This is a genomic window from Leclercia adecarboxylata (assembly GCF_006171285.1).
GTDB lineage: Bacteria > Pseudomonadota > Gammaproteobacteria > Enterobacterales > Enterobacteriaceae > Enterobacter > Enterobacter barmai.
In genome coordinates this window covers 3293297-3318174 of record NZ_CP040889.1, presented here as the reverse complement: position 1 = coordinate 3318174, position 24878 = coordinate 3293297, and the positions used below count along the sequence as shown (strand labels likewise).

The window sequence follows — 24878 nt, the reverse complement described above, 5'->3', positions numbered from 1 at the left end:
CTTATTTCAGCGGCGAGTTCTTGCGTTCAATGCTGTAGCGTTCCAGTTCCTTGTACGGAACCACCTTGCTTTTCTTCTTGCGCACGTCGACCACCGTCATGCGATCGGTGCAGGAGTAGCACGGGTCGAGGCTGCCGATAATCAGCGGCGCGTCGGAGACGGTGTTGCCGCGCAGCATGTAGCGCAGGGTCGGCCAGTTAGCGTAGGTGGCCGCCCGGCAGCGCCAGCGCCAGAGCTTCTGGTTGTCGCCGGTCATGCTCCAGTGGATATCATCCCCGCGCGGCGCTTCGCTGAAGCCCAGCGCAAAGCGGTTCGGGATGTAGGTGAAGCCCTCCACCATCAGCGCGCCGCCCGGCAGGTTGTCAAGGCCGAAGTCGATCATGTTGAGGGCAGTAAAGACCTCGTTGATACGCACCTTCAGGCGGGAGATGACGTCGCAGCCCTGCTCGCTGTGAACTTCCATCGGCAGCAGGCCGTAACCGACAAACGGGTGATCGGCGCGGGTATCGCGGGCGTGGCCGCTGGCGCGCACCATCGGGCCGACGTTGCTGAAGTCACGGGCGATCTGCGGGTCGAGGCGGCCGATGCCCAGGGTGCGCTGTTCGATGTTCGGCGTGCTCATCAGGATATCCACCAGATCCTGCACCTCGCGGCGCATCTGCTGGGCCAGCAGGCGGGTGGCGATCATGTCCTCTTTCAGCAGGTCGCGACGGATGCCGCCGATCAGGTTCAGGCCGTAGGTTTTACGCGCCCCGGTGAGGATCTCCGCCATCTTCATGGAGGTCTCGCGCACGCGGAAGAACTGCATAAAGCCGGAGTCAAAGCCGACAAAGTGGCAGGCCAGACCGAGGTTGAGCAGGTGCGAGTGCAGACGCTCCACCTCCAGCAGGATGGCGCGGATCATCTGGGCGCGCTCCGGCACCACGATCCCCATCGCGTTCTCGACCGAGGTGGTGTAGGCCGTGCTGTGGGCGAAGCCGCAGATGCCGCAGACGCGGTCGGAAAGGAAGGTCACTTCGTTGTAGCCCATCCGCGTTTCGGCGAGCTTCTCCATGCCGCGGTGGACGTAGAACAGGCGGTAGTCGGCGTCGATGATGTTCTCGCCGTCAACGAACAGGCGGAAGTGGCCCGGCTCATCAGAGGTAACGTGCAGCGGGCCAATCGGCACCACGTTATTTTTCTTATCCCCGAGTTCGTTGATGAACTCGTAAGTCTCTTTGTCGGTGGTCGGCGCCGGGCGCTGGCGGTAATCCATGCTGTCTTTACGCAGCGGATAGAGTTCGTCCGGCCAGTCGTCCGGCAGCACCAGGCGGCGCTCGTCCGGCAGCCCGACCGGGATCAGGCCGTACATATCGCGCACTTCGCGCTCGCCCCAGACGGCGGCAGGCACGCGCGGGGTGACGGACGGGAACTCCGGCTTATCGGCGTCCACTTCCACGCGCACGGTGAGCCAGCAGCGGGTGCCCTGCTCCATCGACAGCACGTAGTAGACGGCGTAGCTGCCGCAGAGCTGGCGTTCGTCGTTACCAAACAGCACCGACAGCCAGCCGCCCTGCTTGTAATACAGGAACTCGACCACTTCCGGCAGGTAGTTAATTTTCACCGTGACGGTGATCTGGTCTTTGGTCTGCCAGGCTTCATCCAGCACCACGCCAGGGAAGGCCTGATGCAGTGCGGCGAGATAGTGTTGACCAACTTTTTCTTCAGACATGGTTATTCTCTAAAATCACGCCGCCAGCAAGGAGACGAAAGCTAAAAATGCCAGACCGAAACCGGTCCAGGTAATCCGTGAGGTGGCGTTAAAGCGCAGGCGCGCCATGCTGTTTTCAAACAGGGCGATCGCCAGCACGCCCGCCACCAGCTTGATCACGGCGATAACCACCGCCAGCACCAGGCCGCCGATGGAGAACTGCGTCATCTGTCCCCAGGGAATAAACACCCCGACGAACATCTGCAGCACCACCAGCTGTTTCAGGCTGATGCCCCACTTGAGCAGGGCAAAGCCCGCGCCGCTGTACTCCGACAGCGGCCCTTCCTGCAATTCCTGCTCCGCTTCGGCGAGGTCAAACGGCAGCTTGCCCATCTCGATAAAGGTGGCGAACGAGCAGGCGCACATCGCCAGGATCAGCGTCACGCTGTGCGCCGCGGGCCAGTGGTAGATGGTCTGCGTGACCGCGCTGATGTGGGTGGTGCCCGCCACCTGAGCGGCGACCCACAGGCCGAGCAGCAGGATCGGCTCCACCAGCACCCCGAGCATCGCTTCGCGGCTGGCACCGATCCCGGTGAACGGGCTGCCGGTATCCAGCCCGGCGATGGCGAAGAAGAAACGCGCGATGGCGAAGAGGTAGATCAGGGTGATGAGATCGCCCAGCGCAGGCAGCGGCGAGGCCAGGGTGATCACCGGCAGCGCCGAGGCGATGGCAAACATTACCCCCACCATCACAAAGGGCATCAGGCGGAACACCCAGCCCGCGGCGGCAGGCGCCACGCTCTGGCGGCCCAGCAGCTTGATGAGATCCCGGTACTCCTGGAAGACGTCCGGCCCGCGGCGGGTATGCATCCGGGCACGCGCCACGCGGGTGATGCCAGCCAGCAGCGGCGCGAGGGCAAACAGCACCAGCGCCTGAATCAGTGCGTATATCAAAGTCATGTTCAGGCTCCTCGGGAGATGACAACCACCACCAGCACCGCCAGCTCAATCAGGGCGATACGGTGGAACAGCACGGCGGTGCAGTCGCACTGCCAGCCGGGGATAAAGCGAACCGGGTTGAGCCATTTGCGCAGCTTCAGCACCGGCGCGAAGGACTCTTTAACCGGCATGGCAAAGCCGTGGGCGGTGATGACCATCGATTGCTCGTGATCGTACCCGCACACCCAGGCGAAGCCGCGGGAGCGGTTCGGCAGGCGATTGCCTTTGAACACCACCAGCACGATAAACGGCAGCAGCAGCCCCGCCAGCAGCAGGAGGGTGATCATCGGCTGGGAGACGGTGTTCACCGCCCCGCCGTTCACCAGGAACAGGCGGCTAATCACCGGCAGCAACCAGGGGGCAGCCACGCCGCCCGCCACGCAGCAGAGCGCCGCCAGCAGGGTGCTGAAGGTCATCATCCCCGGTGCGCAGGAGGCGTTTTCCGCTTCAGGAGTGCGCGGTGCGCCGAGGAAGGTGACGCCGTAGACTTTCGCCATACACATCACCGCCAGCGCGCCGGTGATCGCCAGTCCCGTTGCCAGCAATGGTCCCAGCAGGCGAGCGACAAAGACCTCGTGACCGCCGAGGTTGAAGAAGGACTGGTAGATCACCCACTCCCCGGCAAAGCCGTTCAGCGGCGGCAGCGCCGCCATCGCCATCAGCCCCACCAGCATTGAGAGCGAGATCAGCGGCATTTTTTTGCCGATGCCGCCCAGCTTCTCAATATCGCGATGGCCGGTGCGATACCACACCGCGCCCGCGCCGAGGAACAGCGTGGTTTTAAACAGGCCGTGGTTCACCAGGTGGTAGAGCCCGCCGGTAAAGCCCAGCGCCACCAGCAGCGGACTGCGCAGCGCAATGCCGGTGACGCCCGCGCCCAGGCCGAGCAGGATAATGCCGATGTTCTCCAGGGTGTGGTACGCCAGCAGGCGCTGGATGTTGTGCTCCATCAGGGCGTACAGGCCGCCGACAAAAGCGGTGATCATGCCCATCACCAGCAGCAGCACGCCGAGCCACAGCGGCGGCAGCGCCCCACTCAGGGCGACGGTCAGCATGCCGTAGAGGCCCACCTTCATCACCACCGTGGAGAAGAGCGCGGCAGCCGGGGCGCTGGCGTTAGCATGCGCCTGGGGTGCCCAGCCGTGCAGCGGAATGACGCCCGCCAGCAGGCCAAAGCCCGCCAGACCCGGCAGCCAGATGCTGGCCCCCGGTGCCTGTCCGGAGGCCATCGCCCCCATCGCCGCAAAATCCAGGGTGCCGTAGTAGCACCACGCCTGCCAGCAGGCGAAGGCCAGCAGCAGCGTGCCCAGACGCCCCAGCACAAACCACAGCTTGCCGGACTGAGCGCAGCCGGTAAGAAACGCGCCGCACAGGGCCATGATTTCCGCCATCACCACCAGCCAGCCGAGGTTATCGACCATGATCGCGGCGACGGCGGTAGCCATCAGCAGGTTGGTCAGCAGGCCGGTGCTTCTGGACTGCGCAGGACGGTGCCAGGCGACGGTATAGAGGCTGATGAGAAACGCCGGCAGGCCGATGGCGATAAGCCAGACCGCGCGGATCCCGCTCATCTGCATGCCGATGTGCAGCCAGGGGATCTGCCCCTGCTGCACCGCAAGCTGCGGCGCGGCCAGCAGCGAAACCGCTCCCGCCATCACCGCCATGGCGCTGGCGATCGCCCCGCTAAAGCCGGTAACGGCGTTGCTGAGGGTGCGGTTGGCGCTGAACACCAGCGCCAGCACGGCGCTGGTCAGATACCACGTCAGCGACAGGTCAATTAACGAAAAGGCATTCATCAGCGCTCTCCTTGTTGCGACTGGAACAACGACAGATCGCCCAGATCCGTATTCATCGTCAGCTCGCGTTTGCGCTTGCTGGCGCGGGCGATGTCCTGGTTATTCACCAGACGCAGGGATTTGGTCGGACAGGTGCGCACGCACGCCGGGCCGTCCGGGTCGAAGCTGCACAGGTCGCACTTCACCGCGATGGCGCGCACGCCCGGCACCCAGTCGAGGAACGGGCTGACGCGGGCCGGGGCCGGTGGGGCCATCGGCGCTTTCGAGGTGTTGCTGTTGGCGGGGATCGCCAGCGGGCGGCTGCCGGCAAACTCAATGGCGCCAAACGGACAGGCGATGCCGCACAGCTTGCAGCTGACGCACAGGCTTTCATTCAGCTGGATAGCGCCGTCGGCGCGGGTAATGGCGTTGACCGGGCAGACCTGGGCGCAGGGGGCATCTTCGCAGTGATGACACAGCTGCGGCGCAGAGTCTTTACTGTTACGCATCACTTTCAGCCGCGGCTGGCTTTGCAGGCCATGCAGGCGATGGTTTTCTGAACAGGCGGCCTCACAGGTGTGGCAGCCGATACAGAGCGAGGGATCAGCAATTACAAAACGATTCACCTGGTTTCCTCTGGTGATAGTCATTTTTGACGAAAAACGGGCGGAAGTGTCATTTTCGACACCTGTCGACACCCTGCTCAGACCGCAGCGTGGTGCTGCGCCAGTACGGCGAGGGTCAGGGATTCGCCGCGTTGCGTTGCCTGATAAAGCGCGGCGTAAATCCCGCTGATTTTATTCAGGAAATGGTCCAGAACCGCCTCGCGCTGGTCGATGTTGATCGTGTCGTCCAGCATGCCGTCGTCGCTCAGGCGGGCGCGGCCAATCAGCACGCACTCCGGGTTGTCGCGCACTTCAACGGTGTAATTGAAGATGTGGCCGTTAAACGCCTGCTCGGGCGTCACGCGGATAAGGAAGTGGTCGAACAGCCAGAAGCCAAGCCCGTTGTCGGTGTTACAGCCCACGGTGAGGTGCAGGCTGGCTTTAGAGAGCGTGATGGCCTGAATCAATGAATTGCCGTAGTGGTTCCAGTGGGAGCGAAGTACCCGCTGTTGTCCGGCGATGATATTGGCTTTCTCACTTAATTCGGAAAGTGTCATGTGACGTACCTGATGCGTAATGTGTAAAAGAGTTGGCTTCCTTAAGCACGTTTCGTGCCATTTTTTAATTTATTGATTTTTAATGAAAATAAATTTTAAAGCCGCAGCGATCACAAAAAATGACATGTCATTTCGTCATCTTTGACCGCGCGCCCTGTCTCCTCTCGCCAGGCATTACGTAAACATGGCATCAATATTGCTTTATCCGGCCAGACTTCACCGGGAACAGCACAATGCACGAAATCACCCTCTGCCAGCAGGCGCTGGAATTGATCGAAAAACAGGCTCATCAGCACCAGGCCAAACGCGTAACGGGCGTCTGGCTGCGCGTCGGGGCGTTCTCCTGCGTGGAGAGCAGCGCCCTGCAGTTTTGTTTTGAGCTGGTGTGCCGGGAGACGGTCGCCGAAGGCTGCGCCCTGCATCTCGAAGAGCAGCAGGCGGAGTGCTGGTGTCAGGACTGCAAAGCGTACGTCGAGCTGGTGACCCACCGCGTACGCCTCTGCCCGCAGTGCGGCGGAGCAAACCTGAATATCGTCGCCGACGACGGGCTGCATATCACGCGTCTGGAAATTGAACAGGAGTAAACCATGTGTACCACCTGCGGTTGCGATCAGGGCAACCTCTATATTGAAGGCGACGAGCATAATCCTCACTCCGCTTTTCGCAGCGCCCCCTTTGCGCCGGCCACACGCCCGGCGCTGCGCATCACCCGCGTGGACGCTCAGGCTTTTGCCCCTGCCGAGCCGCTTGAAGGCCAGCTGCATTACGGCCACGGCGAAGCGGGCACCCATGCGCCCGGCCTCAGCCAGCGCAAAATGGTCGACATCGAGATGGACGTGCTCGGCAAAAACAATGCGATTGCCCGGCGCAACCGCACCCTGTTCAGCGCCCGTCACCAGCTGGCGCTCAATCTGGTCTCCAGCCCCGGCTCCGGTAAAACCACCCTGCTGACCGAGACCTTAAAGCGCTTACAGCAGCAGGTGCCCTGCGCGGTGATCGAAGGCGATCAGCAGACCGTTAACGACGCCGAGCGGATCCGCGCCACCGGCACGCCCGCCATTCAGGTGAACACCGGCAAGGGCTGTCACCTCGACGCGCAGATGATCGGGGACGCGATGGCGCGCCTGCCGCTCGCGGATGGCGGCATCATGTTTATTGAAAACGTCGGCAATCTGGTCTGCCCGGCCAGCTTCGATCTCGGCGAGCGTCACAAGGTGGCGGTGCTCTCCGTCACGGAGGGCGAGGACAAGCCGCTCAAGTACCCGCATATGTTCGCCGCCGCGTCGATCATGCTGCTCAATAAGGTCGACCTGCTGCCGTACCTCAGCTTTGACGTGGAAAAATGCCTCGCCGCCGCCCGGGAAGTGAACCCGGAGATTGAGATTCTGTTAGTCTCCGCCACCCGCGGCGACGGGATGGACGCCTGGCTTGCCTGGCTGGAGGCGCAACGATGTGCATAGGCGTTCCTGGAAAAATCAGCGCCATTCATGACGGAATGCAGGCCAGCGTCGAAGTTTGCGGCGTGCTGCGCGACGTGGATCTGACCCTGGTGGGCGATTGTGACGAAAGCGGCAACAGCCGTCTCGGGCAGTGGGTGCTGGTCCACGTCGGCTTTGCCATGAGCGTGATTGACGAAGCGGAGGCGCTGGATACCCTCGCCGCCCTGCAAAATATGTTCGAAGTGGAGCCGGACGTCGGGTCGCTGCTGTTTGGCGAGGAGTCCCGCTGATGCGCTTTGTTGATGAATACCGCGACCCGCAAAAGGTAATGCAGCTGATCGCGGCCCTGAAAGCCAGGGCTGAGCTTTTAACCTACACCGCCGCGCGTCCGCTGCGCATTATGGAGGTGTGCGGCGGGCACACCCACGCCATCTTTAAGTTCGGGCTGGACCAGCTCCTGCCCGACAACATTGAGTTTATTCACGGCCCCGGCTGCCCGGTCTGCGTCCTGCCGATGGGGCGGATCGACACCTGCATCGAAATCGCCAGCCACCCGGAGGTGATCTTCTGCACCTTCGGCGACGCGATGCGGGTCCCGGGGAAAAACGGCTCGCTGCTGGATGCCCGGATGCGCGGGGCGGACGTGCGGATCATCTACTCCCCCGCCGACGCCCTGAAGCTGGCTCAGCAGAACCCGGATCGCAAAGTGGTGTTCTTCGGGCTGGGGTTTGAAACCACCATGCCCGCCACCGCCCTGACCCTGCGGCAGGCAAAAGCGGCGAACGTGCAGAACTTCTTCTTTTTCTGCCAGCACATCACGCTGATCCCGGTCCTGAAAAGCCTGCTGGAGCAGCCGGAAAACGGCATCGACGCCTTCCTGGCCCCTGGACACGTCAGCATGGTGATTGGCACTCACGCCTACGATTTTATCCCCGCCGAGCATCAGCGCCCGCTGGCGGTGGCCGGTTTTGAGCCGGTGGATCTGCTCCAGGGCGTGTTGATGCTGGTGGAGCAGAAGATCGCTGGCATAAGCCAGGTGGAAAATCAGTACCGCCGCATCGTACCGGAAGCGGGCAACGCCGTGGCCCAGGCCGCCATCGCCGAGGTGTTTGGCGTGGAGGGCGACAGCGAATGGCGCGGGCTGGGAGTGATCTCCCACTCCGGCGTGCACCTTACCGAGGCGTATCGCCAGTTCGACGCCGAACGTCACTTCAGCCCCCAGGCGCAGGCGGTGTGTGACGACCCCGAAGCGCGCTGCGGCGAGGTGCTGACCGGACGCTGCAAACCGGCGCAGTGCCCGCTGTTTGGCGGGAAATGTACGCCGCAAAGCGCCTTTGGCGCGCTGATGGTCTCATCGGAAGGGGCGTGCAGCGCCTGGTATCAGTACCGTTCTCAGGAGTGTGAAAGTTGAAACAGATTACCCTCGCCCACGGCAGCGGCGGACAGGCGATGCAGCAGCTGATCGGCGAGCTTTTTATGCGCGCCTTCAGCAACCCGCTGCTGGATGAACAGGAAGATCAGGCCCGCATTCCGCTGCACGAGCTGACCGCTCAGGGCGACCGGCTGGCCTTCTCCACCGACAGCTACGTGATTGACCCGCTGTTCTTCCCCGGCGGCGATATCGGCAAGCTGGCGGTCTGCGGCACCGCCAACGACGTGGCGGTAAGCGGAGCCATTCCGCGCTGGCTCTCCTGCGGGTTTATCCTCGAAGAGGGGCTGGAGATGGCGACCCTTGAGCGCATCGTTACCAGCATGGCCGCCACCGCCGCGGCGGCGGGCATCACCATCGTCACCGGCGATACCAAAGTCGTCCCGCGCGGCGCGGCGGATAAGGTGTTTATTAATACCGCAGGTATCGGTTCCGTTCCCGAGGGGGTAAACTGGGGGATGCGTCAGATTCACGCCGGTGATGTATTGCTGGTAAGCGGCACCCTGGGCGATCATGGCGCCACGATCCTGAATCTGCGCGAAGGCTTAGGGCTGGAAGGCGATCTGCAGAGCGACTGCGCGGTGCTGACCCCGCTGATTCAGGCCCTGCGCGGCAAGCCCGGCATCAAAGCCCTGCGCGATGCCACCCGCGGCGGGGTGAATGCCGTGGCCCACGAATTTGCCGCCAGCAGCGGCTGCGGGATTGAAATACAGGAAGGCAGTCTGCCGGTGAAGCCCGCCGTGCGCGGCGCGTGCGAGCTGCTGGGCCTTGACCCGCTCAACTTCGCCAACGAAGGCAAGCTGGCTATCGTGGTGGAACGCCAGGCCGCCGAACGGGTGCTGGCGCTGCTGCGGGCACATCCTCTGGGAAGGAACGCCGCCATTATCGGCGAGGTGGTTGAGCACAAAGGGGTACGACTCACCGGGCTGTACGGCGTAAAACGGACGCTGAATTTGCCCCACAGCGAGCCACTGCCGCGTATTTGCTGATTCGGGCGGCGCATAAGCCGCTCATTTTTCTGGATACTCTGGATATAACGCATGTCGTATACACCCACGAACGATCCCATCGATCAAGGACTGTTCGATATTACCCGTACCCTGCTGCAACAGACCGATCTTTGCGCCCTGGCGCAGGCGCTGACCCAGCACGTCCGGCAGATAAACCTCGCCGATAGCGTCCACATACTGCTCTGGCAGTCGGAATCGCGCCGGGTTTATCTCTACTGCACCGACGACCAGGGTTGCGATATCCGCTATGAAGATGAGCCGATGCTGGCGAACGGCCCTTTCCGCCGCATGCTTTCGCGCCCGGACGTGCTGCACTGCACGGCGGCGACCTTCCAGGAGACCTGGCCGCAGCTGGCCGCCCTCGACCGCTATCCCTCGTTCGCCCACTACTGCCTGACGCCGATTGCCGCCGACGGCCGCATTCTGGGCGGCTGCGAGTTTCTGCGCACCCGGGATGTGCCCTGGACGGATACCGATTTTTCCCGCCTGCAGACCCTGACCCAGGCGGCCGGGCTGGCCGTCGAGCAGATCCAGGCCCGGCTGCACAACAGCGACAGCTACGATCTGCTGTGGCGGGAGCGTAACGATTTTCGCCTGCTGGTCGCCATCACCAACGCCGTGCTGTCGAAGCTCGACCTTGATGAGCTGGTGATGGAAGTTTCCCGCGAAATTCAGCGCAACTTCGGCATTGATTCCATCAGCATGGTGCTGCGCAGCGACCGCAAAGGGAAGCTCATCGTCTACTCCACCCACTATCTGGACAAAGATGCCCCCCTGCACGACCAGAGCGAGGTGGATGAGAAGGGTACGCTTTCTGAAAAAGTGATGCGTAACAAGCAGATGCTGATGCTTAACCTGCACCACCGGGATCAGCACGCCCCCTACGAACGCATGCTGTTTGATATGTGGGGCGAGCAGGATCAGACCCTGTGCCTGTTCCCGCTGATGTTCCGCGACCGCGTGCTCGGCACCCTGAAGCTGGCCCAGTGCAAGGCTCAGGTGTTCACCCCCACCAACCTGAAGCTGCTGAACCAGATCGCCGAACGTGTCGCCATCGCCGTGGATAACGCCCTCTCCTACCGGGAAATCAGCCACCTCAAGGAGCGGCTGATCGATGAGAATCTGGCCCTGACCGAGCAGATCAACAACGTCGCCACCGACTTCGGCGAAATCATCGGCCGCAGCAGCGCCATGATGACGGTGATGAAGCAGGTGGAGATGGTGGCCCAGAGCAACAGCACCGTCCTGATCCTTGGCGAGACCGGCACCGGCAAGGAGCTGATCGCCCGCGCCATCCACAACCTGAGCGGACGCAGCGACAGGCGGATGGTGAAGATGAACTGCGCGGCGATGCCTGCCGGCCTGCTGGAGAGCGACCTGTTTGGTCACGAGCGCGGGGCCTTTACCGGGGCCAGCGCCCAGCGCATCGGCCGCTTTGAGCTGGCGGACAAAAGCACCCTGTTCCTCGACGAAGTGGGCGATATGCCCATCGAACTCCAGCCCAAACTGCTGCGGGTGCTGCAGGAGCAGGAGTTTGAGCGCCTCGGCAGCAACCGCATCATCCACACCGACGTGCGCCTGATTGCCGCCACCAACCGCGACCTGACGAAGATGGTGGCCGACCGCGAGTTCCGCAGCGATCTCTATTACCGTCTGAACGTCTTCCCGATCTACCTCCCGCCGCTGCGCGAGCGCCCGGAAGATATTCCCCTGCTGGTGAAATCTTTCACCTTCAAGATTGCCCACCGGCTGGGGCGCAACATCGACAGCATTCCGGCGGACACCCTGCGCCAGCTCAGCCGGATGGAGTGGCCCGGCAACGTGCGCGAGCTGGAAAACGTCATTGAGCGGGCGGTGCTGCTGACGCGCGGTAACGTCCTGCAGCTTTCGATGCCGGATATCGATTTCCAGCGCGCCAGCAGTGCCGCGCCGGAAGCGCCCGTCAGCGATATCCGCGAAGGGGAAGAGGAGTATCAGCACATCTTGCGGGTGCTGAAAGAGACCAACGGGGTGATCGCCGGGCCACGGGGCGCAGCCCAGCGTCTGGGGCTCAAGCGCACCACCCTGCTGTCGCGGATGAAACGCCTGGGGATCGACAAAAACGTCCTCTCCTGAGTCACACCAGGCTAAAATACCTCTCCTTTTGTCCACGGCGAGAAGAACATGCACACTCACCACTCCACATTTCTTCTCGCCGGGCAGACCCTTCACCGCATCACCTTCGATCCGGCCACCTTTACCGACGCCGATCTGCTCTGGCTCCCGCACCACCACCAGCTGGCTGACGCCGGGCGCAAGCGCAAAGCCGACCATCTGGCCGGGCGCATCGCTGCCTTCCACGCCCTGAACCGCCAGGCCATTCCCGCCATCGGCAGCAGCGGGGAACCGCTGTGGCCTGTGGGGGTGAGCGGTAGCCTCTCCCACAGCGGCACGCTGGCTGTGGCGATCTGCCGCGAAGGTGGCCTTATTGGGGTTGATTGCGAGGCGATTATCGATGAAAGCGAAGCCCGTGAGATTCAGGACGGGGTCATTGATGTTCAGGAAGCCCGGGTGCTGGCCGGGTGCGGTCTTCCCTTCTCCCTGGCCTTTACCCTGGCGTTCAGCGCCAAAGAGAGTCTGTTCAAAGCGCTCTTCCCTCAGGTGCAGGCCTGGATGGGGTTTGAGTCCGCCCGCGTCACGGCTCTGACCAACGACACCCTGACTTTAATACTGACCCGCCCCCTTCCCCCCTTTGCACAAAATCAGGCATTTACCGCGCACTGGCTGCGTTCGGACGCCACGGTTGTCACCCTGATCTGTGATGAATAATTGCTCAGGATCGTGATCCTTTTCTCCTTTTAAACAAATTAGCGGCCTGAACCGTAGACAGTTTAATCAGGCAGACTTATCGTTACATTGAATAATAAATCATTATTGAATAAATATTCAATGTGGAGAAAAAGAATGAACAAGACCTTTGTAAAATCCGCTTTACTGGCCTCAATGATCGCCGCTTCCGGCTCTCTGTTTGCCGCCGATAACGGACTCATTGCGATTATTACCCCCTCACACGACAACCCGTTCTTCAAGGCTGAAGCCGACGGCGCGGCGGCGAAGGCGAAAGAGCTGGGTTACACCACGCTGGTCGCCTCGCACGACGATGACGTGAACAAACAGAACCAGCTGATTGAGACCGCCATCGCCCGTAAGGCGAAAGCGATCATTCTGGACAACGCCGGGGCCGATGCCACCGTCGGTCCGCTGGAGAAGGCCAAAGCGGCAGGCGTCCCTGCCTTCCTGATCGATCGTGAAATCAACAAAACCGGCGTGGCGGTGGCGCAGATTGTCTCGAACAACTATCAGGGTGCGCAGCTCGGTGCAGAGAAGTTCGTCAAGCTGCTGGACGGCAAAGGTAAATACGTTGAGCTGCTGGGCCGTCCGTCGGACACCAACGCGGGCGTGCGCTCCCAGGGCTACCACGATGTGATCGACGACTACCCGGACATGAAGATGGTGGCGCAGCAGACCGCCAACTGGAGCCAGACCGAAGCCTTCACCCGTATGGAAGCCATCCTGCAGACCAACCCGGATATCGTGGGCGTGATCTCCGGTAACGACACCATGGCGCTGGGTGCCGAAGCCGCGCTGAAGGCCGCCGGGAAAAACAACGTGATTGTGGTCGGCTTTGACGGCAGCGACTACACCCGCGACTCGATCCTGAAAAAAGGCAACATCAAAGCCACGGTGCTGCAGCCGGGCTGGCAGCAGGCCCAGATGGCCGTTGAGCAGGCCGACTACTACCTGAAAAATGGCAAAGCGCAAAAAGACGAGAAGCAGCTGATGGACTGCGTGCTGATCGACGAGTCCAACGCCAGCAAGCTGAACCTGTTTAACCTCAGCAAATAAGCGGAGGCAGTATGCGTTTAACACAATGGGGCGCCGCGCTGACAGGCGCTGCCGCCCTGTTGCTGACGGCCTGCACCGTGGTGGATCTGGATGAGTTCGGCAAGCCGATTATGCCTGCCGATCCCAATGCCAAAGCGAGCTTTGACAACAAGACCCCACAGCAGATCGCGCAACAAACCTGGCAGCCGCGGATCCTCGACGTCGCCAGGGATCATGCCCTGGACGCCAGCGCCCTCTCCACCCAGCTGAACGCCCCTGCGGCCAAACCACAGAGCGTCTTCGTGCGCCTGACCGGCAAGGTGGAGCGCGTGGATGCCAGCAACGAACGCGAGCAGAAGCTGGTGATGACGGTGAACGGCCAGCCGGTGGAGATCCAGAGCGGGCCGGTGATGCGCGGCAACGCCATCCGTGACGCCGCCGGGTTCCGCTTCGATGAATTTACCAACCAGGTGCAGTATGCCCAGCTCTCCCGCGCCCTGAACCGCGAGGCGGTGAAGCATCTGCCGAAAATCGACGACAGCTGGAGCGGCAAAGATGCCACCGTCCTGTTCGCCGCTACCCTGAACGCGGGCAAAGCGGTTGATGCGACGGCGCTGGAACTGAAACAGGAGACGCCGTGATGAGCGAGAGCCCGGCAGATGACATTATCCTCAGCACCCACGGGATCTCGATGCTGTTTCCCGGCACCGTGGCGCTGGATAAGGTCGATTACCGCGTCTGGCGCGGCAAAGTGAACGTGATTATCGGCGAGAACGGGGCCGGGAAATCGACGCTGATGAAGATCCTTGCCGGCGTCCAGCAGCCGAGCCTCGGCGAGATGTGGCTCAACGGCAAACAGGTGACGTTCGCCAGTACCCGGGATGCCGCCCGCCACGGGATTGGCATGGTGCACCAGGAGCTGAACCTGTTTGAAAACCTCAACGTGGCGGAGAACGTTTTTCTTGGCCGCGAGCTGCAAAAAGGGGTCATGCCGATCAACGAGGCAGAGCAGGAGTCCCGCACCGCAGAGCTGCTAAAACGCCTCGATCAGCCTATCTCTCCGCGCGAGCTGGTGGGCAACCTGAAGGTCGGACAGCAGCAGCTGATTGAGATCGCCAAAGCCCTGGCCGAGGACGCCGACATCCTGATCCTCGACGAGCCCACCTCGGCGCTCAGCAAAACCGAGGTGGAGATCCTGTTTCGGGTGATCCGCGAGCTGACCCGCCAGGGGGTCACCATCATCTATATCTCCCACCGGCTGGAAGAGCTGATGGCGATAGGGGATGTGATCACCATTCTGCGCGACGGCAAGTTCCAGGCCGAGGCGAAGGTGCAGGAGATCGACGTGCCCTGGATCGTGCGCGAGATGCTGGGCAGCGATCCGGTGAGCAATTTCCTCGAGCCGGGTCGCACCTTTGGCGCGCCGGTGCTGGAGGCGGAGCACATTACCTGCGTGAACGCCGCCGGGAATACGGTGGTGAACGACGTGAGTTTCCAGGTGAACGCCGGGGAGATCGTCGGGATCTACGGCCTGATGGGGGCCGGGCGCACCGAGCTGTTCGAGTGCATGCTCGGCACCGAACGCAACTATCTCGGCAAGCTGTGGCTCGACAGTAAACCGGTGCCCCAGCGGCTGACCACCGCCGAGCGCATCCGCATGGGGATGAGCCTGGTACCGGAAGACCGCAAGCGCACCGGGATTTTCCCCGGCTCGTCGGTCGCCAGCAATCTGACCATCGCCAGCCTGTGGCGTCGGCTACAGCGCGGCTTTGCCATCGCGCAAAAGGCCGAGCAGGAGGTGGTGGCCAGCACCATCGGCAACCTGTCGATTAAGGTCTCGACCCCGGAGGTGGAGATCCAGGCGCTCAGCGGCGGCAACCAGCAGAAGGTGGTGATTGGCCGCTCGCTGCTGACCAACCCGAAGGTGCTGTTCCTCGACGAGCCGACGCGCGGCATCGACGTGGGGGCCAAAGCCGACGTGTTCCGCATGATGGTGCAGCTCTCGCAGCAGGGCATTGCGGTGGTCTTTTCCACCTCGGATTTGAAAGAGATTATGGCGGTATCTGACCGCATTCTGGTGATGTCCGGCGGCAAACTCACCGCCGATATTGTTCGCGATCGGGCCGAAGAATCGGCACTGGTAACCGCAAGTGCTCAGGGGTTCTAAGATGAAAACAACACAGTCTGTCGCGCTGACGCCGCAAAAAGGGGCCGCGCCTTCCCGGGAAAAACTCCTCCTGCTGCTGCTGAAAATGCGCACCTTCATTGCGCTGTTCCTGATTGTCGGCTTCTTCACCATGACCGTGCCGGGCTTTCTCTCCGCCGGCAGCCTGGTGATCATGATTAAGCATATCGCCATCAACGCCTTCCTGGCGCTGGGGATCACCTTCGTGATTATCACCGCCGGGATCGACCTGTCCATTGGCGCAACCCTCGGGCTGTGCGGGATGATCGCTGGGTGGATGATCACCAAAGGGATTGTGCTGCCGATGTTTGGCATCGCCATCTTCCCGAGCGTGTGGGTGATTGTGCCCGTTGTGCTACTAATTGGCGCACTGATAGGGGCGATGAACGGCTGGATCATCACCCGCTACAACGTCGCGCCCTTTATCTGCACCCTAGGCACCATGTACGTGCTGCGCGGGGCGGCGATGCTGACCTCCGACGGCCAGACCTTCCCGGGGCTCTCCGGCAACCCGCAGCTGGGGAATACCGGTTTCGATGAGATTGGCGCCGGAACGCTGCTCGGCATTCCGTGGGCCATCTGGATGATGATCGTCCTGGCGCTGGTGATCGCTTATATCGCCCGCCGCCTGCCGTTTGGCCGCCACGTGTACGCCATCGGTGATAACGAGCGTGCGGCAGAACTCTCCGGGGTGCGGGTCAAGCAGGTGAAAGTACTGGTCTATACCCTGTCCGGTTTCTGCGCCGCCATCGCCGGGATTGTGGTCTCCGCGCAGCTGCTGGCGAGCCATCCGGCGAACGGCACCGCGTTTGAGATGAACGCCATCGCCGCGGTGGTGCTGGGCGGCACGTCGCTTGCCGGGGGCCGCGGCACCATTCTCGGGACGCTGATCGGGGCCTTTGTTATCGGCTTTCTGGCCGACGGCCTGGTGATGATGGGCGTCAGCGAATTCTGGCAGATGGTGATCAAAGGGATAGTGATTATCGTGGCGGTGATCATCGACCAGATGCAAAACCGGATGCAGCAGAAAGCAGCCGTGGTAGCGCAAAAGGCGGTGATGGAAGGGAAGTAAAAGCAAAACAGCAACCAGGTTGCCGTTTTTAATGTTTGTACCCTCGGACCAAAGGAGAGGGCCAGGGTGAGGGCATCAGGCCGCACCGATCCCGGCCTAAAAGCTGCAATCCGGGCATGGGTGCGGGATTGATGCCGGGTGGCGGCTTCGCCTTACCCGGCCTACAAAAACTGCAAACCGGGCATGGGTGCGGTCTTTGTGCCGGGTGGCGGCTTCGCCTTACCCGGCCTACAAAATCTGCAAAACGGGCATGGGTGCGGTCTTTGTACCGGGTGGCGGCTTCGCCTTACCCGGCCTACAAAAGCTGCAATCCGGGCATGGGTGCGGGATTTGTACCGGGTGGCGGCTTCGCCTTACCCGGCCTGGAAAACCCTGTAGGCCCGTGCAAGCGCAGCGCCGCCGGGCATTTTTCTATGCTTTCAACAAACTCCGCGCCGTCGGGTAATCGGTGATCAACACATCGATATACTTCCCTTCCAGCGCCCCGCGGATGGCGTTGCGTTTTTCTTCCCCACCGGCCAGGGCAATCACCTGCGGGCAGGCGCGGATCTGCGCCAGCTCCATACCAATCACCGGATCTTCTTCCGCGCTCAGCACCGGCTCGCCGTTGGCGTCGTAGTAGTGCAGGCAGATATCCCCCACCGCCCCGCGTTCGGCCAGCAGTTTGAGCATCTCTTCGGTGTAGTAGTTGCCGGAGTTTTTCAGCAGCTGCGACGGCTCCAGCTCGCCGATGCCGACAATCGCCACATCCACTTCGGCGAATTTACCCACCACCGCCGCCACGTCCGGGCTGCTCACCAGCCGGGCGCGCTCTTCAACGGAGTGTTCGATGCTCTGGGACGGTAGCAGCCCAGCCGGGCAGCCAAGGTGCGCCGCCAGCTGCTGGGTGAGGATCGTCGCCTGCACGTTGCCGTTCGGACCCACGCCGCCCAGCAACTGGATCACCCCTGCGGCGCGGATATTTTGCGGGTGCATCTCATCCACCATGCAGCGGATGGTGCTGCTCCAGGAGGAGATCCCTACCAAGTCTTCCGGGCGCAGACGGGTTTCAACGTAGTGCGCCGCCGCGCTGCCGATGGCGTGCTTAATCTGCGCCCCGGTGGGCTCTTCGCCTACGTCCACCACAATCGCCTGGCGGATGCCGTACTGCTCTTCCAGCGCCTTTTCCAGCGAGACGAAAATATTGGTCGGCTGAACGACGGTAATCTTCACCAGCCCCTCTTTCTGGCAGCGCGTCAGCGCCCGCGACACGAAGGACTGCGAGAGGTGCAGCAGGGAGGCAATCTCGGACTGCTTTTTATTCTCGCTGTAGTAAAGTGTGGCGATCTTCACCAGCAATCGCTGTTCATCCTGTTTCGACATAACGTTCCCCTTAATCGGCTGTCGTTATTTTTATTCATCACTGAATATTTAACAAGCAAGCACCCGCCCGATCCGCCAGGCAAATGTGATCCTTTTCTCCTTTCTTCGAAATTTGCCCGCTCAAACCGTAGACAAACCCTCTGACTGGGCATATCTTACATCTTATGAATAATAAATCAGCATTGAATATATATTCAAAGCGGTCATAAATCCCTGCTCTGACAGAGAGAACAGGGAAATCACTTACCCGGCTGGAATAATTATTCACAACAGATTATAAATTCAGGAGGTATGTTATGAATCCGTTTTCGCTCTCCATCGCGGAGCTCGAAACCCGGGCACGCTCGATTCGTCGCCGGATCATCGTGCTGAATGCCGAAAGCCCGGCGGGCGGCCATACCGGGGCCGATCTGTCGCAGGTCGAACTGCTCACCGCCCTCTACTTCCGCATTCTGAACTGCTCCCCGGCACTTCAGGAGAGCGATGAACGTGATATCTACATCCAGTCGAAAGGCCACGCGGTGGGCGGTTACTACTGCGTGCTGGCCGAAGCCGGGTTTATTCCCGTCGAGTGGTTATCCACCTATCAGCATGCCGACTCTCACCTGCCCGGCCATCCGGTGAAACATAAAACCCCGGGTATTGAGCTGAACACCGGCGCGCTGGGTCATGGCCTGCCGGTGGCGGTGGGGATCGCCCTGGCGGCAAAACGCAACAACAGCAAGCGCCGGGTGTTTGTGGTGACCGGCGACGGCGAGCTGGCGGAAGGCAGCAACTGGGAAGCCGCGCTGGTGGCCTCCCACTACCAGCTGGATAACCTCTTTATTATCAACGACAAAAATAACCTCCAGCTGGCGGGCTCCACCAAAGAGATCCTCAACACCGATCCGCTGGATGAGAAGTGGAAAGCCTTCGGTCTGGAAGTAACCGCCTGCGACGGCAACGACATGGCCGACGTGGTCGCCACCCTGGAAGGGCTGAAGCCCAACGGCAAACCGCACGTGGTGATCGCCCATACCACCAAGGGGGCGGGGATTTCATTTATTCAGGGACGGCCTGAATGGCACCACCGGGTGCCGAAAGGGGAAGAAGTTGAACTGGCGCTGGAGGAACTGAAAGATGAGTAATAGCGAACACCTCGCCACGGTGATGGTTGATGCCTTTATTGATGCCGTTGAACGCGGCGTGGACCTGGTGCCGGTGGTGGCGGACTCGACCTCCACGGCAAAAATCTCCCCGTTTATGCAGCGTTTTCCGGGGCGTCTGGTGAACGTCGGCATCGCCGAGCAGACGCTGGTTGGCGCGGCGGCCGGTCTGGCGATTGGCGGCAAGATTGCCGTCACCTGCAACGCGGCGCCGTTTTTGATTTCCCGCGCTAACGAGCAGATCAAAGTCGACATCTGCTACAACAATACCAACGTGAAGCTGTTCGGCCTGAACGCCGGGGCCAGCTACGGCCCCCTCGCCAGCACCCACCACAGCATCGACGATATCGCCATTATGCGCGGTTTCGGCAATATCGAAATTTACGCCCCGTCGAGCCCAAACGAGTGCCGCCAGATCATCGACTACGCCCTTGACCACGTCGGCCCGGTCTATATCCGCCTCGACGGCAAAGCCCTGCCGGAACTGCACGACGACAGCTACCGTTTTGCGCCAGGCAAAATCGACGTTCTGCGCACCGGTCATGACGTGGCGCTGGTGGCGATGGGATCGACGGTGCATGAAATTGTGGAAGCTGCCGCACAACTCGCGGAAGAAGGTATTGACGCCACTGTTATCAGCGTTCCATCTATTCGTCCCTGTGATACCCAACAGCTGCTGGCCACCCTCGCCCCCTGCAAGGCGGTGGTGAGCGTCGAGGAGCATAACGTCAACGGCGGCGTCGGCAGCCTGGTGGCCGAAGTGCTGGCCGAAGCGGGTTGCGCCGTGCCGCTGAAACGTCTGGGGATCCCGGATGGACAATACGCGATTGCCGCCGACAGAGCGTCAACGCGGGCAAGGCATGAGATCGATGTCGCTGGGGTGGTGAAGCACGCCCGGGAAATGCTGACGCGACAGGTTTGCTGAAAATAACAACAACATCTTACTGGAGAGAAAAGCAATGTCCCGAATTCCTCAACAACTGACGATGGGCGTGGTCATCGGCAACCGCGGATTTTTCCCGAGCTATCTGGTGGCGGAAGCACGCGAGCAGGCCATCGCCCTGTTTGGCCGTCTGGGTATCAACACCATTATGCTCGATCCCAGCCAGACCGAGCTCGGCGGGGTGGAAACCCGTCAGGACGCCAAAGCCTGTGCCGAACTGTTTCGTGCCCATCGCGACAGCATTCACGGCGTGGTGGTGCTACTGCCTAACTTTGGCGATGAAAAAGCCATCGCCGAAACCCTGCGCCTCTCCGGCCTGAACGTGCCGGTGCTGGTGCAGGCCGAAGAGGACAACCTCGATAAAATGGGGCTGGCGACCCGCCGGGACAGCTTCTGCGGCAAGATCTCCCTGTGCAATAACCTGCGCCAGTACGGCATTCCCTTTACCCTCACCACCCAGCACGTCTGCGCCCTCAACGGCGAGGTGTTTGAGCAGGATCTGAGGCGTTTCGAGCAGGTCTGCCGCGTGGTGAGCAGCATGCGTGGAGTGCGCGTGGGGGCGATTGGCGCCCGTCCGGCGGGCTTTAACACCGTGCGCTACAGCGAAAAATTGCTGGAACGCCTGGGCATTGCCGTGGAAACCCTCGACCTGTCTGAAGTCTTTACCCGGATCAAAACCCTGCGCGATGACGACATCCGCGTGGATGAAAAACGCCGGATCCTGATCGACAACGCCGACGCCAGCCGCATTCCACCGGAGAAGCTGGTGACCATGGCGAAGCTGTTTGTGGTGATCAGCGAGTGGGTGGTCGCTAACGACATCGACACCACGGCGATCCAGTGCTGGACCTCCCTGCAGGAGAACCTCGGGATCAACGTCTGCTCGATCATGAGCGTGATGTCCGGCCAGCTGATGCCGAGCGCCTGTGAAGTGGACGTGATGGGCGCGCTCTCCATGTTCGCCCTCGCCAGCAGCAACATGAATCCGGCCTCGATTGCCGACTGGAATAACAACTTCGGCGACGATCGCGACAAATGCGTCTTGTTCCACTGCGGTAACTTCGCCGCCTCCAGCCTCGAATCGCCGCACATGGGCACCGCCGACATCATCGGCACCACGGTCGGGAAAGAGAACACCTGCGGCGCGGTGCATGGCCGCCTGAAAAGCGGGCCGCTGACCTACTTCCGCCTGAGCACCGACGATCTGACCGGAGAAATCAAAGCCTACGTGGGCCAGGGCCAGTCGGTGGACGATCCGCTGGACACGGTGGGCTGCCGGGCGGTGATCCAGGTGCCGCATCTGGAGAACCTGCTGAACTGGATCTGCCGCAACGGCTTTGAACATCACGTGGCGATGAACCACTCCGCCAGCGCGGAGATCCTGCACGAGGCGTTCACCCGCTACCTCGGCGTCTCAACCTATCTTCATCGCTAAGGCAGGAGGCCACTATGTCGGTGAACAAGGACATCATCATCGCGCTCGATGAGGGCACCACCAATGCCAAAGCGGTGGCGCTGGATGGGAACGGGCATGTGGTGGCGAGCTTCTCCCGGGCGCTGGCGATCCAGACCCCGCACGAAGGCTGGGTGGAACAATCCGCCGAACTGCTGGTGGAGGCCTCCCTTAAGGTAGTGGCCCGCGCCATTGCTACCGTCGGGGTGGAACGGGTTGCCGCGCTGGCAATCAGCAACCAGCGTGAAACCGTGGTGGGCTGGGATCGGGCGACCGGTAACCCTGTCGCCCCGGCGCTGAGCTGGCAGTGTTCCCGCACCGCGGCCTTTTGCCATCAACTGCGTGAGCAGGGCCACGGCCCGCAGATCAAGGCGGCAACGGGCCTGCCCATCGCGCCGCTGTTTTCGGCCTCTAAAATGCGCTGGCTGCTGGATAACACCCCCGACGGCGCACGGCGCGCCGCCCGGGGGGAGATCTGCCTCGGCACCGTTGACAGCTGGCTGCTGTGGCAACTGACGCAGGGGGACGCTTTCTGCTGCGACTACGCCAACGCCGCCCGTACCCAGCTGATGAGCCTGCACAGCGCCGACTGGGACCCACAGATGCTGTCGCTGTTTGGCATTCCGCGCGCGGCGCTGCCGGACATCAAACCCTCCAGCGGCCTGTTTGGTTACACACGCGGCTGCCCGTCCATTCCTGATGGACTGCCGGTGATGGCGATGATCGGCGACTCCCACGCCGCGCTGTTTGCCCACGGTCTGGGCGCGGAAGGGTGCGTGAAAGCGACCTACGGCACCGGCTCGTCGGTGATGGCGCCGGTGGATTCCGCCCGCAGCGACGTCAGCGTCCTGGCCACCACCGTGGCATGGCATGACGGCGATTCGCTGGTCTACGGGCTGGAGGGCAATATTCCCCACACCGGCGACGCGGTGGCCTGGATGGCGGACAGCACCGGCTTAAGCGAGCTGTCGCAGGCGGAGCTGGCCCACGAACTCAACACCCTCCCCCGCTCGGTGGACTCGACGCTCGGGGTCTATTTTGTGCCGGCGCTCACCGGCCTTGGCGCGCCCTGGTGGGATGAGAATGCCCGGGGGATGATCCACGGCCTGAGCCGCGGCGTGAAACGCGCGCACCTGATCCGCGCGGCGCTGGAGTCGATTGCCTATCAGATTGCTGATGTCGTTGAGGCGATGCGCGTCCATCCTGGCTTCACCCTGAACGCGCTGATGGTCGACGGCGGGCCGACGAAAAACGACTGGCTGATGCAGTACCAGGCGGACCTTCTCGGCTGCCCGGTGATGCGCAGCGACGTGGCGGAACTCTCGGCGATGGGCGCGGCACTGCTGGCGCGTAAAGCGCTGTTTCACCTGACCACCGCGCAGCTGCGCCAGTATCTGCCGGAGCATGTGACGTTTATGCCGGACATGGCGCGCCACGTCCGATTGCAGACCCGCTGGCAAGCCTGGCAGGAGACGGTTAAGCGAGTACGGGCGTAAAAATGCCCCGCCTGGCAATAAACCAGACGGGGCAAATAAACGGGTGCCTGTACCAAACCGACAACTGGATAGGCGGGGAATGCTCCCCGCATACCGCTACTTCTTCGCTTCGCAAGCGAGAACAGCTTTCAGTTCTCTGCCACCTTCCTTAAAGCTCAGTTCGCATAGCTGCTCATGAACCAGAAATGTGACTCCCAGCACAGTTAAGCCCAGTACCAGGATCGCCGCAAAGGCGTACTTGTTAAGCATGTCATTGCCTCCTTGCTAAGAAGAGGCTACCATCCAAATTGTTGAGGTTTGGGTAGGTAGCCCCGGTTGATGGAAACATCTCCGGGGCTTTTGCTTTCTGCATCTCCGCACCTGCCTGAGCTCAGAAAGCATCAGGCACCCGTCGCAATACTACTCCCGCAATGGTGAAAAAACCGCCTTTCACTGGTAATTTAGCCAGTTGAATTACTCTTTCAGAATACGTTTAGATCGCTGCAAAAAATGTCTCTTTAGATGAGTACTCTCACTCTGCAGATATAAAAATGCCCCGCCTGGCGATAAACCAGACGGGGCAAATAAACGGGTGCCTGCACCAAACCGACATCTGGATAGGCGGGGATTACTCCCCGCATACCGCTACTTCTTCACTTCGCAAGCGAGAACAGCTTTCAGTTCTCTGCCACCTTCCTTAAAGCTCAGTTCGCACAACTGCTCATGAACCAGAAATGTGACGCCCAGCACAGTTAAGCCCAGTACCAGGATCGCCGCAAAGGCGTACTTGTTAAGCATGTCATTGCCTCCTTGCTAAGAAGAGGCTACCATCCAAATGTTTGGGTTTGGAGTGGTAGCCCCGGTTGATGGAAACATCTCCGGGGCTTTTGCTTTCTGCATCTCCAGACCTGCCTGAGCTCAGAAAGCATCAGGCACCCGTCGCAATACTACTCCCGCAATGGTGAAAAAACCGCCTTTTTACTGGTTATTTAGCCAGGTTAATTTCTCTTTCAGAAAACGTTTAGATTCTGAGTCGCTACACGTTAAACCGATACCCTCACGGGGGCCGAATGCAGCATCGCCAGCAGCACAAACTGTAAGTCGTGAATCAGCGATCTTATGTACGTTGCCAGCGAACCAGGGCAGAAGATCTGAACCAGTCCCAGCGTCAAAATCGATCCTGTGGTGGCGACTATCGTTAACAGCAATGTGACGATCGTAATCCAGACCAGCAAACGCCACGCGCGGAATAACATCATTGTCTCAAACCCTTCTGTTATCTGAAGCGGTATTCAGCCTCCGGGGTTAACCTGACGGTGCTGTCGGTGAAGCATTAAGGCTTCAGCAATGATGTCCTGTTTGCTTTTTCGCGTTTCGTAAGCGGTGGCCTGCACGTACTCACAAAGTTCATCATCGATGCGGGCGCTCAGCATCGTTAAGCGGGCATTTTTACTTTCTCCCCGCTGTCTGCGCTTCGATGGATAGCTTCTGATTTTTTCCACACGTCCTCCCACTTAAGCATGCAGTTATTTCACGCAATGAAATATGAAAGTCTGGCTTAAACATGTCAACATTCTGAATCAGGGGAGCATTTTGTAGAATAAATGTTAAATCAGGAAGACTTCACAGGCAGATTTTCTTCAGATGAAAGTGATGATTATGTCTGATGATAAATAGCATCAACATAAAAACCATGTTTACAATTAGTCTTCATAAGTAAGACTTCAATGTTCGACACAAGAGGATGATTTAAGCGCCTGCTGAAATTCTCAGCTACACCAGAGCATTAGATGCCCTGGCGAAGTCTGAATGAATGAGGAAGGGTAGCATCCGGTACCGCTAATCTCTTGTATATTCTGTGAGCCATCACGCAAT

General features: G+C 60.9%; 24 protein-coding genes. 15 read left to right on the top strand and 9 right to left on the bottom strand.

Going from position 1 to position 24878, the window contains the following annotated elements:
• Nucleotide 1 precedes the first annotated feature (1 nt).
• From hycE to FHN83_RS17560, 5 genes are all read right to left on the bottom strand, one after another.
• Nucleotides 2-1711, bottom strand: coding sequence for a formate hydrogenlyase subunit HycE (gene hycE / locus FHN83_RS17580; RefSeq protein ID WP_139564505.1), 1710 nt, complete (start codon nt 1709-1711; stop codon nt 2-4).
• 15 nt (nt 1712-1726) lie between these two features.
• A complete protein-coding gene (locus FHN83_RS17575) occupies nt 1727-2650 on the bottom strand; it encodes a respiratory chain complex I subunit 1 family protein (protein ID WP_139564504.1) in 924 nt (307 codons plus the stop codon).
• A gap of 2 nt (nt 2651-2652) precedes the next feature.
• Nucleotides 2653-4485, bottom strand: a complete 1833-nt coding sequence (hycC, locus tag FHN83_RS17570; RefSeq protein WP_139564503.1) for a formate hydrogenlyase subunit 3 — start codon at nt 4483-4485, stop codon at nt 2653-2655.
• Nucleotides 4485-5090 carry a 4Fe-4S dicluster domain-containing protein gene (locus FHN83_RS17565; RefSeq protein WP_138369644.1) on the bottom strand — a complete coding sequence of 202 codons (606 nt, stop codon included), beginning with the start codon at nt 5088-5090 and terminating at the stop codon, nt 4485-4487. The genes hycC and FHN83_RS17565 overlap by 1 nt, the downstream gene beginning before the upstream one ends.
• A 77-nt stretch (nt 5091-5167) precedes the next feature.
• Nucleotides 5168-5626 (bottom strand): transcriptional regulator, encoded by a 459-nt coding sequence (locus FHN83_RS17560; RefSeq protein WP_139564502.1) that lies wholly within the window; start codon nt 5624-5626, stop codon nt 5168-5170.
• 233 nt (nt 5627-5859) lie between these two features.
• Here FHN83_RS17560 and hypA point away from each other — a divergent pair, with 233 nt between their 5' ends.
• From hypA to FHN83_RS17505, 11 genes are all read left to right on the top strand, one after another.
• The gene (gene hypA / locus FHN83_RS17555; RefSeq protein ID WP_039031437.1) at nt 5860-6210 is read left to right on the top strand and encodes a hydrogenase maturation nickel metallochaperone HypA; all 351 of its coding nucleotides are present in this window, start codon (nt 5860-5862) and stop codon (nt 6208-6210) included.
• A 3-nt stretch (nt 6211-6213) separates the two neighbouring features.
• Nucleotides 6214-7086, top strand: coding sequence for a hydrogenase nickel incorporation protein HypB (gene hypB, locus FHN83_RS17550; protein ID WP_139564501.1), 873 nt, complete (start codon nt 6214-6216; stop codon nt 7084-7086).
• Nucleotides 7077-7355: a HypC/HybG/HupF family hydrogenase formation chaperone gene (locus FHN83_RS17545; protein ID WP_138369647.1), complete on the top strand. Its 279-nt coding sequence runs from the start codon at nt 7077-7079 to the stop codon at nt 7353-7355. Before hypB ends, FHN83_RS17545 begins: the two co-directional genes overlap by 10 nt.
• Nucleotides 7355-8476 carry a hydrogenase formation protein HypD gene (gene hypD, locus FHN83_RS17540; protein ID WP_139564500.1) on the top strand — a complete coding sequence of 374 codons (1122 nt, stop codon included), beginning with the start codon at nt 7355-7357 and terminating at the stop codon, nt 8474-8476. The genes FHN83_RS17545 and hypD overlap by 1 nt, the downstream gene beginning before the upstream one ends.
• Nucleotides 8473-9483, top strand: a complete 1011-nt coding sequence (hypE, locus tag FHN83_RS17535) for a hydrogenase expression/formation protein HypE (protein WP_139564499.1) — start codon at nt 8473-8475, stop codon at nt 9481-9483. Before hypD ends, hypE begins: the two co-directional genes overlap by 4 nt.
• Before the next feature lie 51 nt (nt 9484-9534).
• Entirely contained in the window at nt 9535-11619 is a 2085-nt protein-coding gene (gene flhA, locus FHN83_RS17530; RefSeq protein ID WP_139564498.1) for a formate hydrogenlyase transcriptional activator FlhA, read from the top strand.
• 48 nt (nt 11620-11667) lie between these two features.
• Nucleotides 11668-12312 (top strand): enterobactin synthase subunit EntD, encoded by a 645-nt coding sequence (gene entD, locus FHN83_RS17525; RefSeq protein ID WP_139564497.1) that lies wholly within the window; start codon nt 11668-11670, stop codon nt 12310-12312.
• A gap of 135 nt (nt 12313-12447) precedes the next feature.
• Nucleotides 12448-13389: a D-ribose ABC transporter substrate-binding protein gene (locus FHN83_RS17520; protein ID WP_039031444.1), complete on the top strand. Its 942-nt coding sequence runs from the start codon at nt 12448-12450 to the stop codon at nt 13387-13389.
• A gap of 11 nt (nt 13390-13400) precedes the next feature.
• Nucleotides 13401-14009 carry a DUF2291 family protein gene (locus FHN83_RS17515; RefSeq protein ID WP_139564496.1) on the top strand — a complete coding sequence of 203 codons (609 nt, stop codon included), beginning with the start codon at nt 13401-13403 and terminating at the stop codon, nt 14007-14009.
• Nucleotides 14009-15535: a sugar ABC transporter ATP-binding protein gene (locus tag FHN83_RS17510; RefSeq protein WP_176556502.1), complete on the top strand. Its 1527-nt coding sequence runs from the start codon at nt 14009-14011 to the stop codon at nt 15533-15535. Before FHN83_RS17515 ends, FHN83_RS17510 begins: the two co-directional genes overlap by 1 nt.
• Before the next feature lies 1 nt (nt 15536).
• Nucleotides 15537-16625 (top strand): ABC transporter permease, encoded by a 1089-nt coding sequence (locus tag FHN83_RS17505; RefSeq protein ID WP_039031446.1) that lies wholly within the window; start codon nt 15537-15539, stop codon nt 16623-16625.
• 411 nt (nt 16626-17036) lie between these two features.
• On the opposite strand, the gene FHN83_RS17500 is transcribed toward FHN83_RS17505, so the two are convergent.
• Entirely contained in the window at nt 17037-17987 is a 951-nt protein-coding gene (locus FHN83_RS17500) for a sugar-binding transcriptional regulator (RefSeq protein WP_139564495.1), read from the bottom strand.
• 296 nt (nt 17988-18283) lie between these two features.
• Between FHN83_RS17500 and FHN83_RS17495 the strand changes: the two genes are divergently transcribed.
• Genes FHN83_RS17495 through FHN83_RS17480 form a run of 4 tightly spaced genes read left to right on the top strand, consistent with a single transcriptional unit; the run spans nt 18284 to nt 23024 of the window.
• Nucleotides 18284-19114 (top strand): transketolase, encoded by an 831-nt coding sequence (locus tag FHN83_RS17495; protein ID WP_039031448.1) that lies wholly within the window; start codon nt 18284-18286, stop codon nt 19112-19114.
• Nucleotides 19107-20057: a transketolase family protein gene (locus FHN83_RS17490; protein ID WP_139564494.1), complete on the top strand. Its 951-nt coding sequence runs from the start codon at nt 19107-19109 to the stop codon at nt 20055-20057. The genes FHN83_RS17495 and FHN83_RS17490 overlap by 8 nt, the downstream gene beginning before the upstream one ends.
• A 34-nt stretch (nt 20058-20091) precedes the next feature.
• Entirely contained in the window at nt 20092-21510 is a 1419-nt protein-coding gene (locus FHN83_RS17485; RefSeq protein WP_039031450.1) for an L-fucose/L-arabinose isomerase family protein, read from the top strand.
• A gap of 14 nt (nt 21511-21524) precedes the next feature.
• Nucleotides 21525-23024, top strand: coding sequence for an FGGY family carbohydrate kinase (locus FHN83_RS17480; protein ID WP_139564493.1), 1500 nt, complete (start codon nt 21525-21527; stop codon nt 23022-23024).
• Nucleotides 23025-23120: 96 nt separating this feature from the next.
• Here FHN83_RS17480 and FHN83_RS17475 read toward each other — a convergent pair whose 3' ends face one another.
• From FHN83_RS17475 to FHN83_RS17465, 3 genes are all read right to left on the bottom strand, one after another.
• Nucleotides 23121-23273, bottom strand: a complete 153-nt coding sequence (locus FHN83_RS17475) for a Hok/Gef family protein (protein WP_039032710.1) — start codon at nt 23271-23273, stop codon at nt 23121-23123.
• Between the two features lie 375 nt (nt 23274-23648).
• Nucleotides 23649-23801 carry a Hok/Gef family protein gene (locus FHN83_RS17470; RefSeq protein ID WP_139564492.1) on the bottom strand — a complete coding sequence of 51 codons (153 nt, stop codon included), beginning with the start codon at nt 23799-23801 and terminating at the stop codon, nt 23649-23651.
• A gap of 494 nt (nt 23802-24295) precedes the next feature.
• Nucleotides 24296-24505, bottom strand: a complete 210-nt coding sequence (locus tag FHN83_RS17465) for a hypothetical protein (RefSeq protein ID WP_138369660.1) — start codon at nt 24503-24505, stop codon at nt 24296-24298.
• Between the last annotated feature and the right edge of the window lie 373 nt (nt 24506-24878).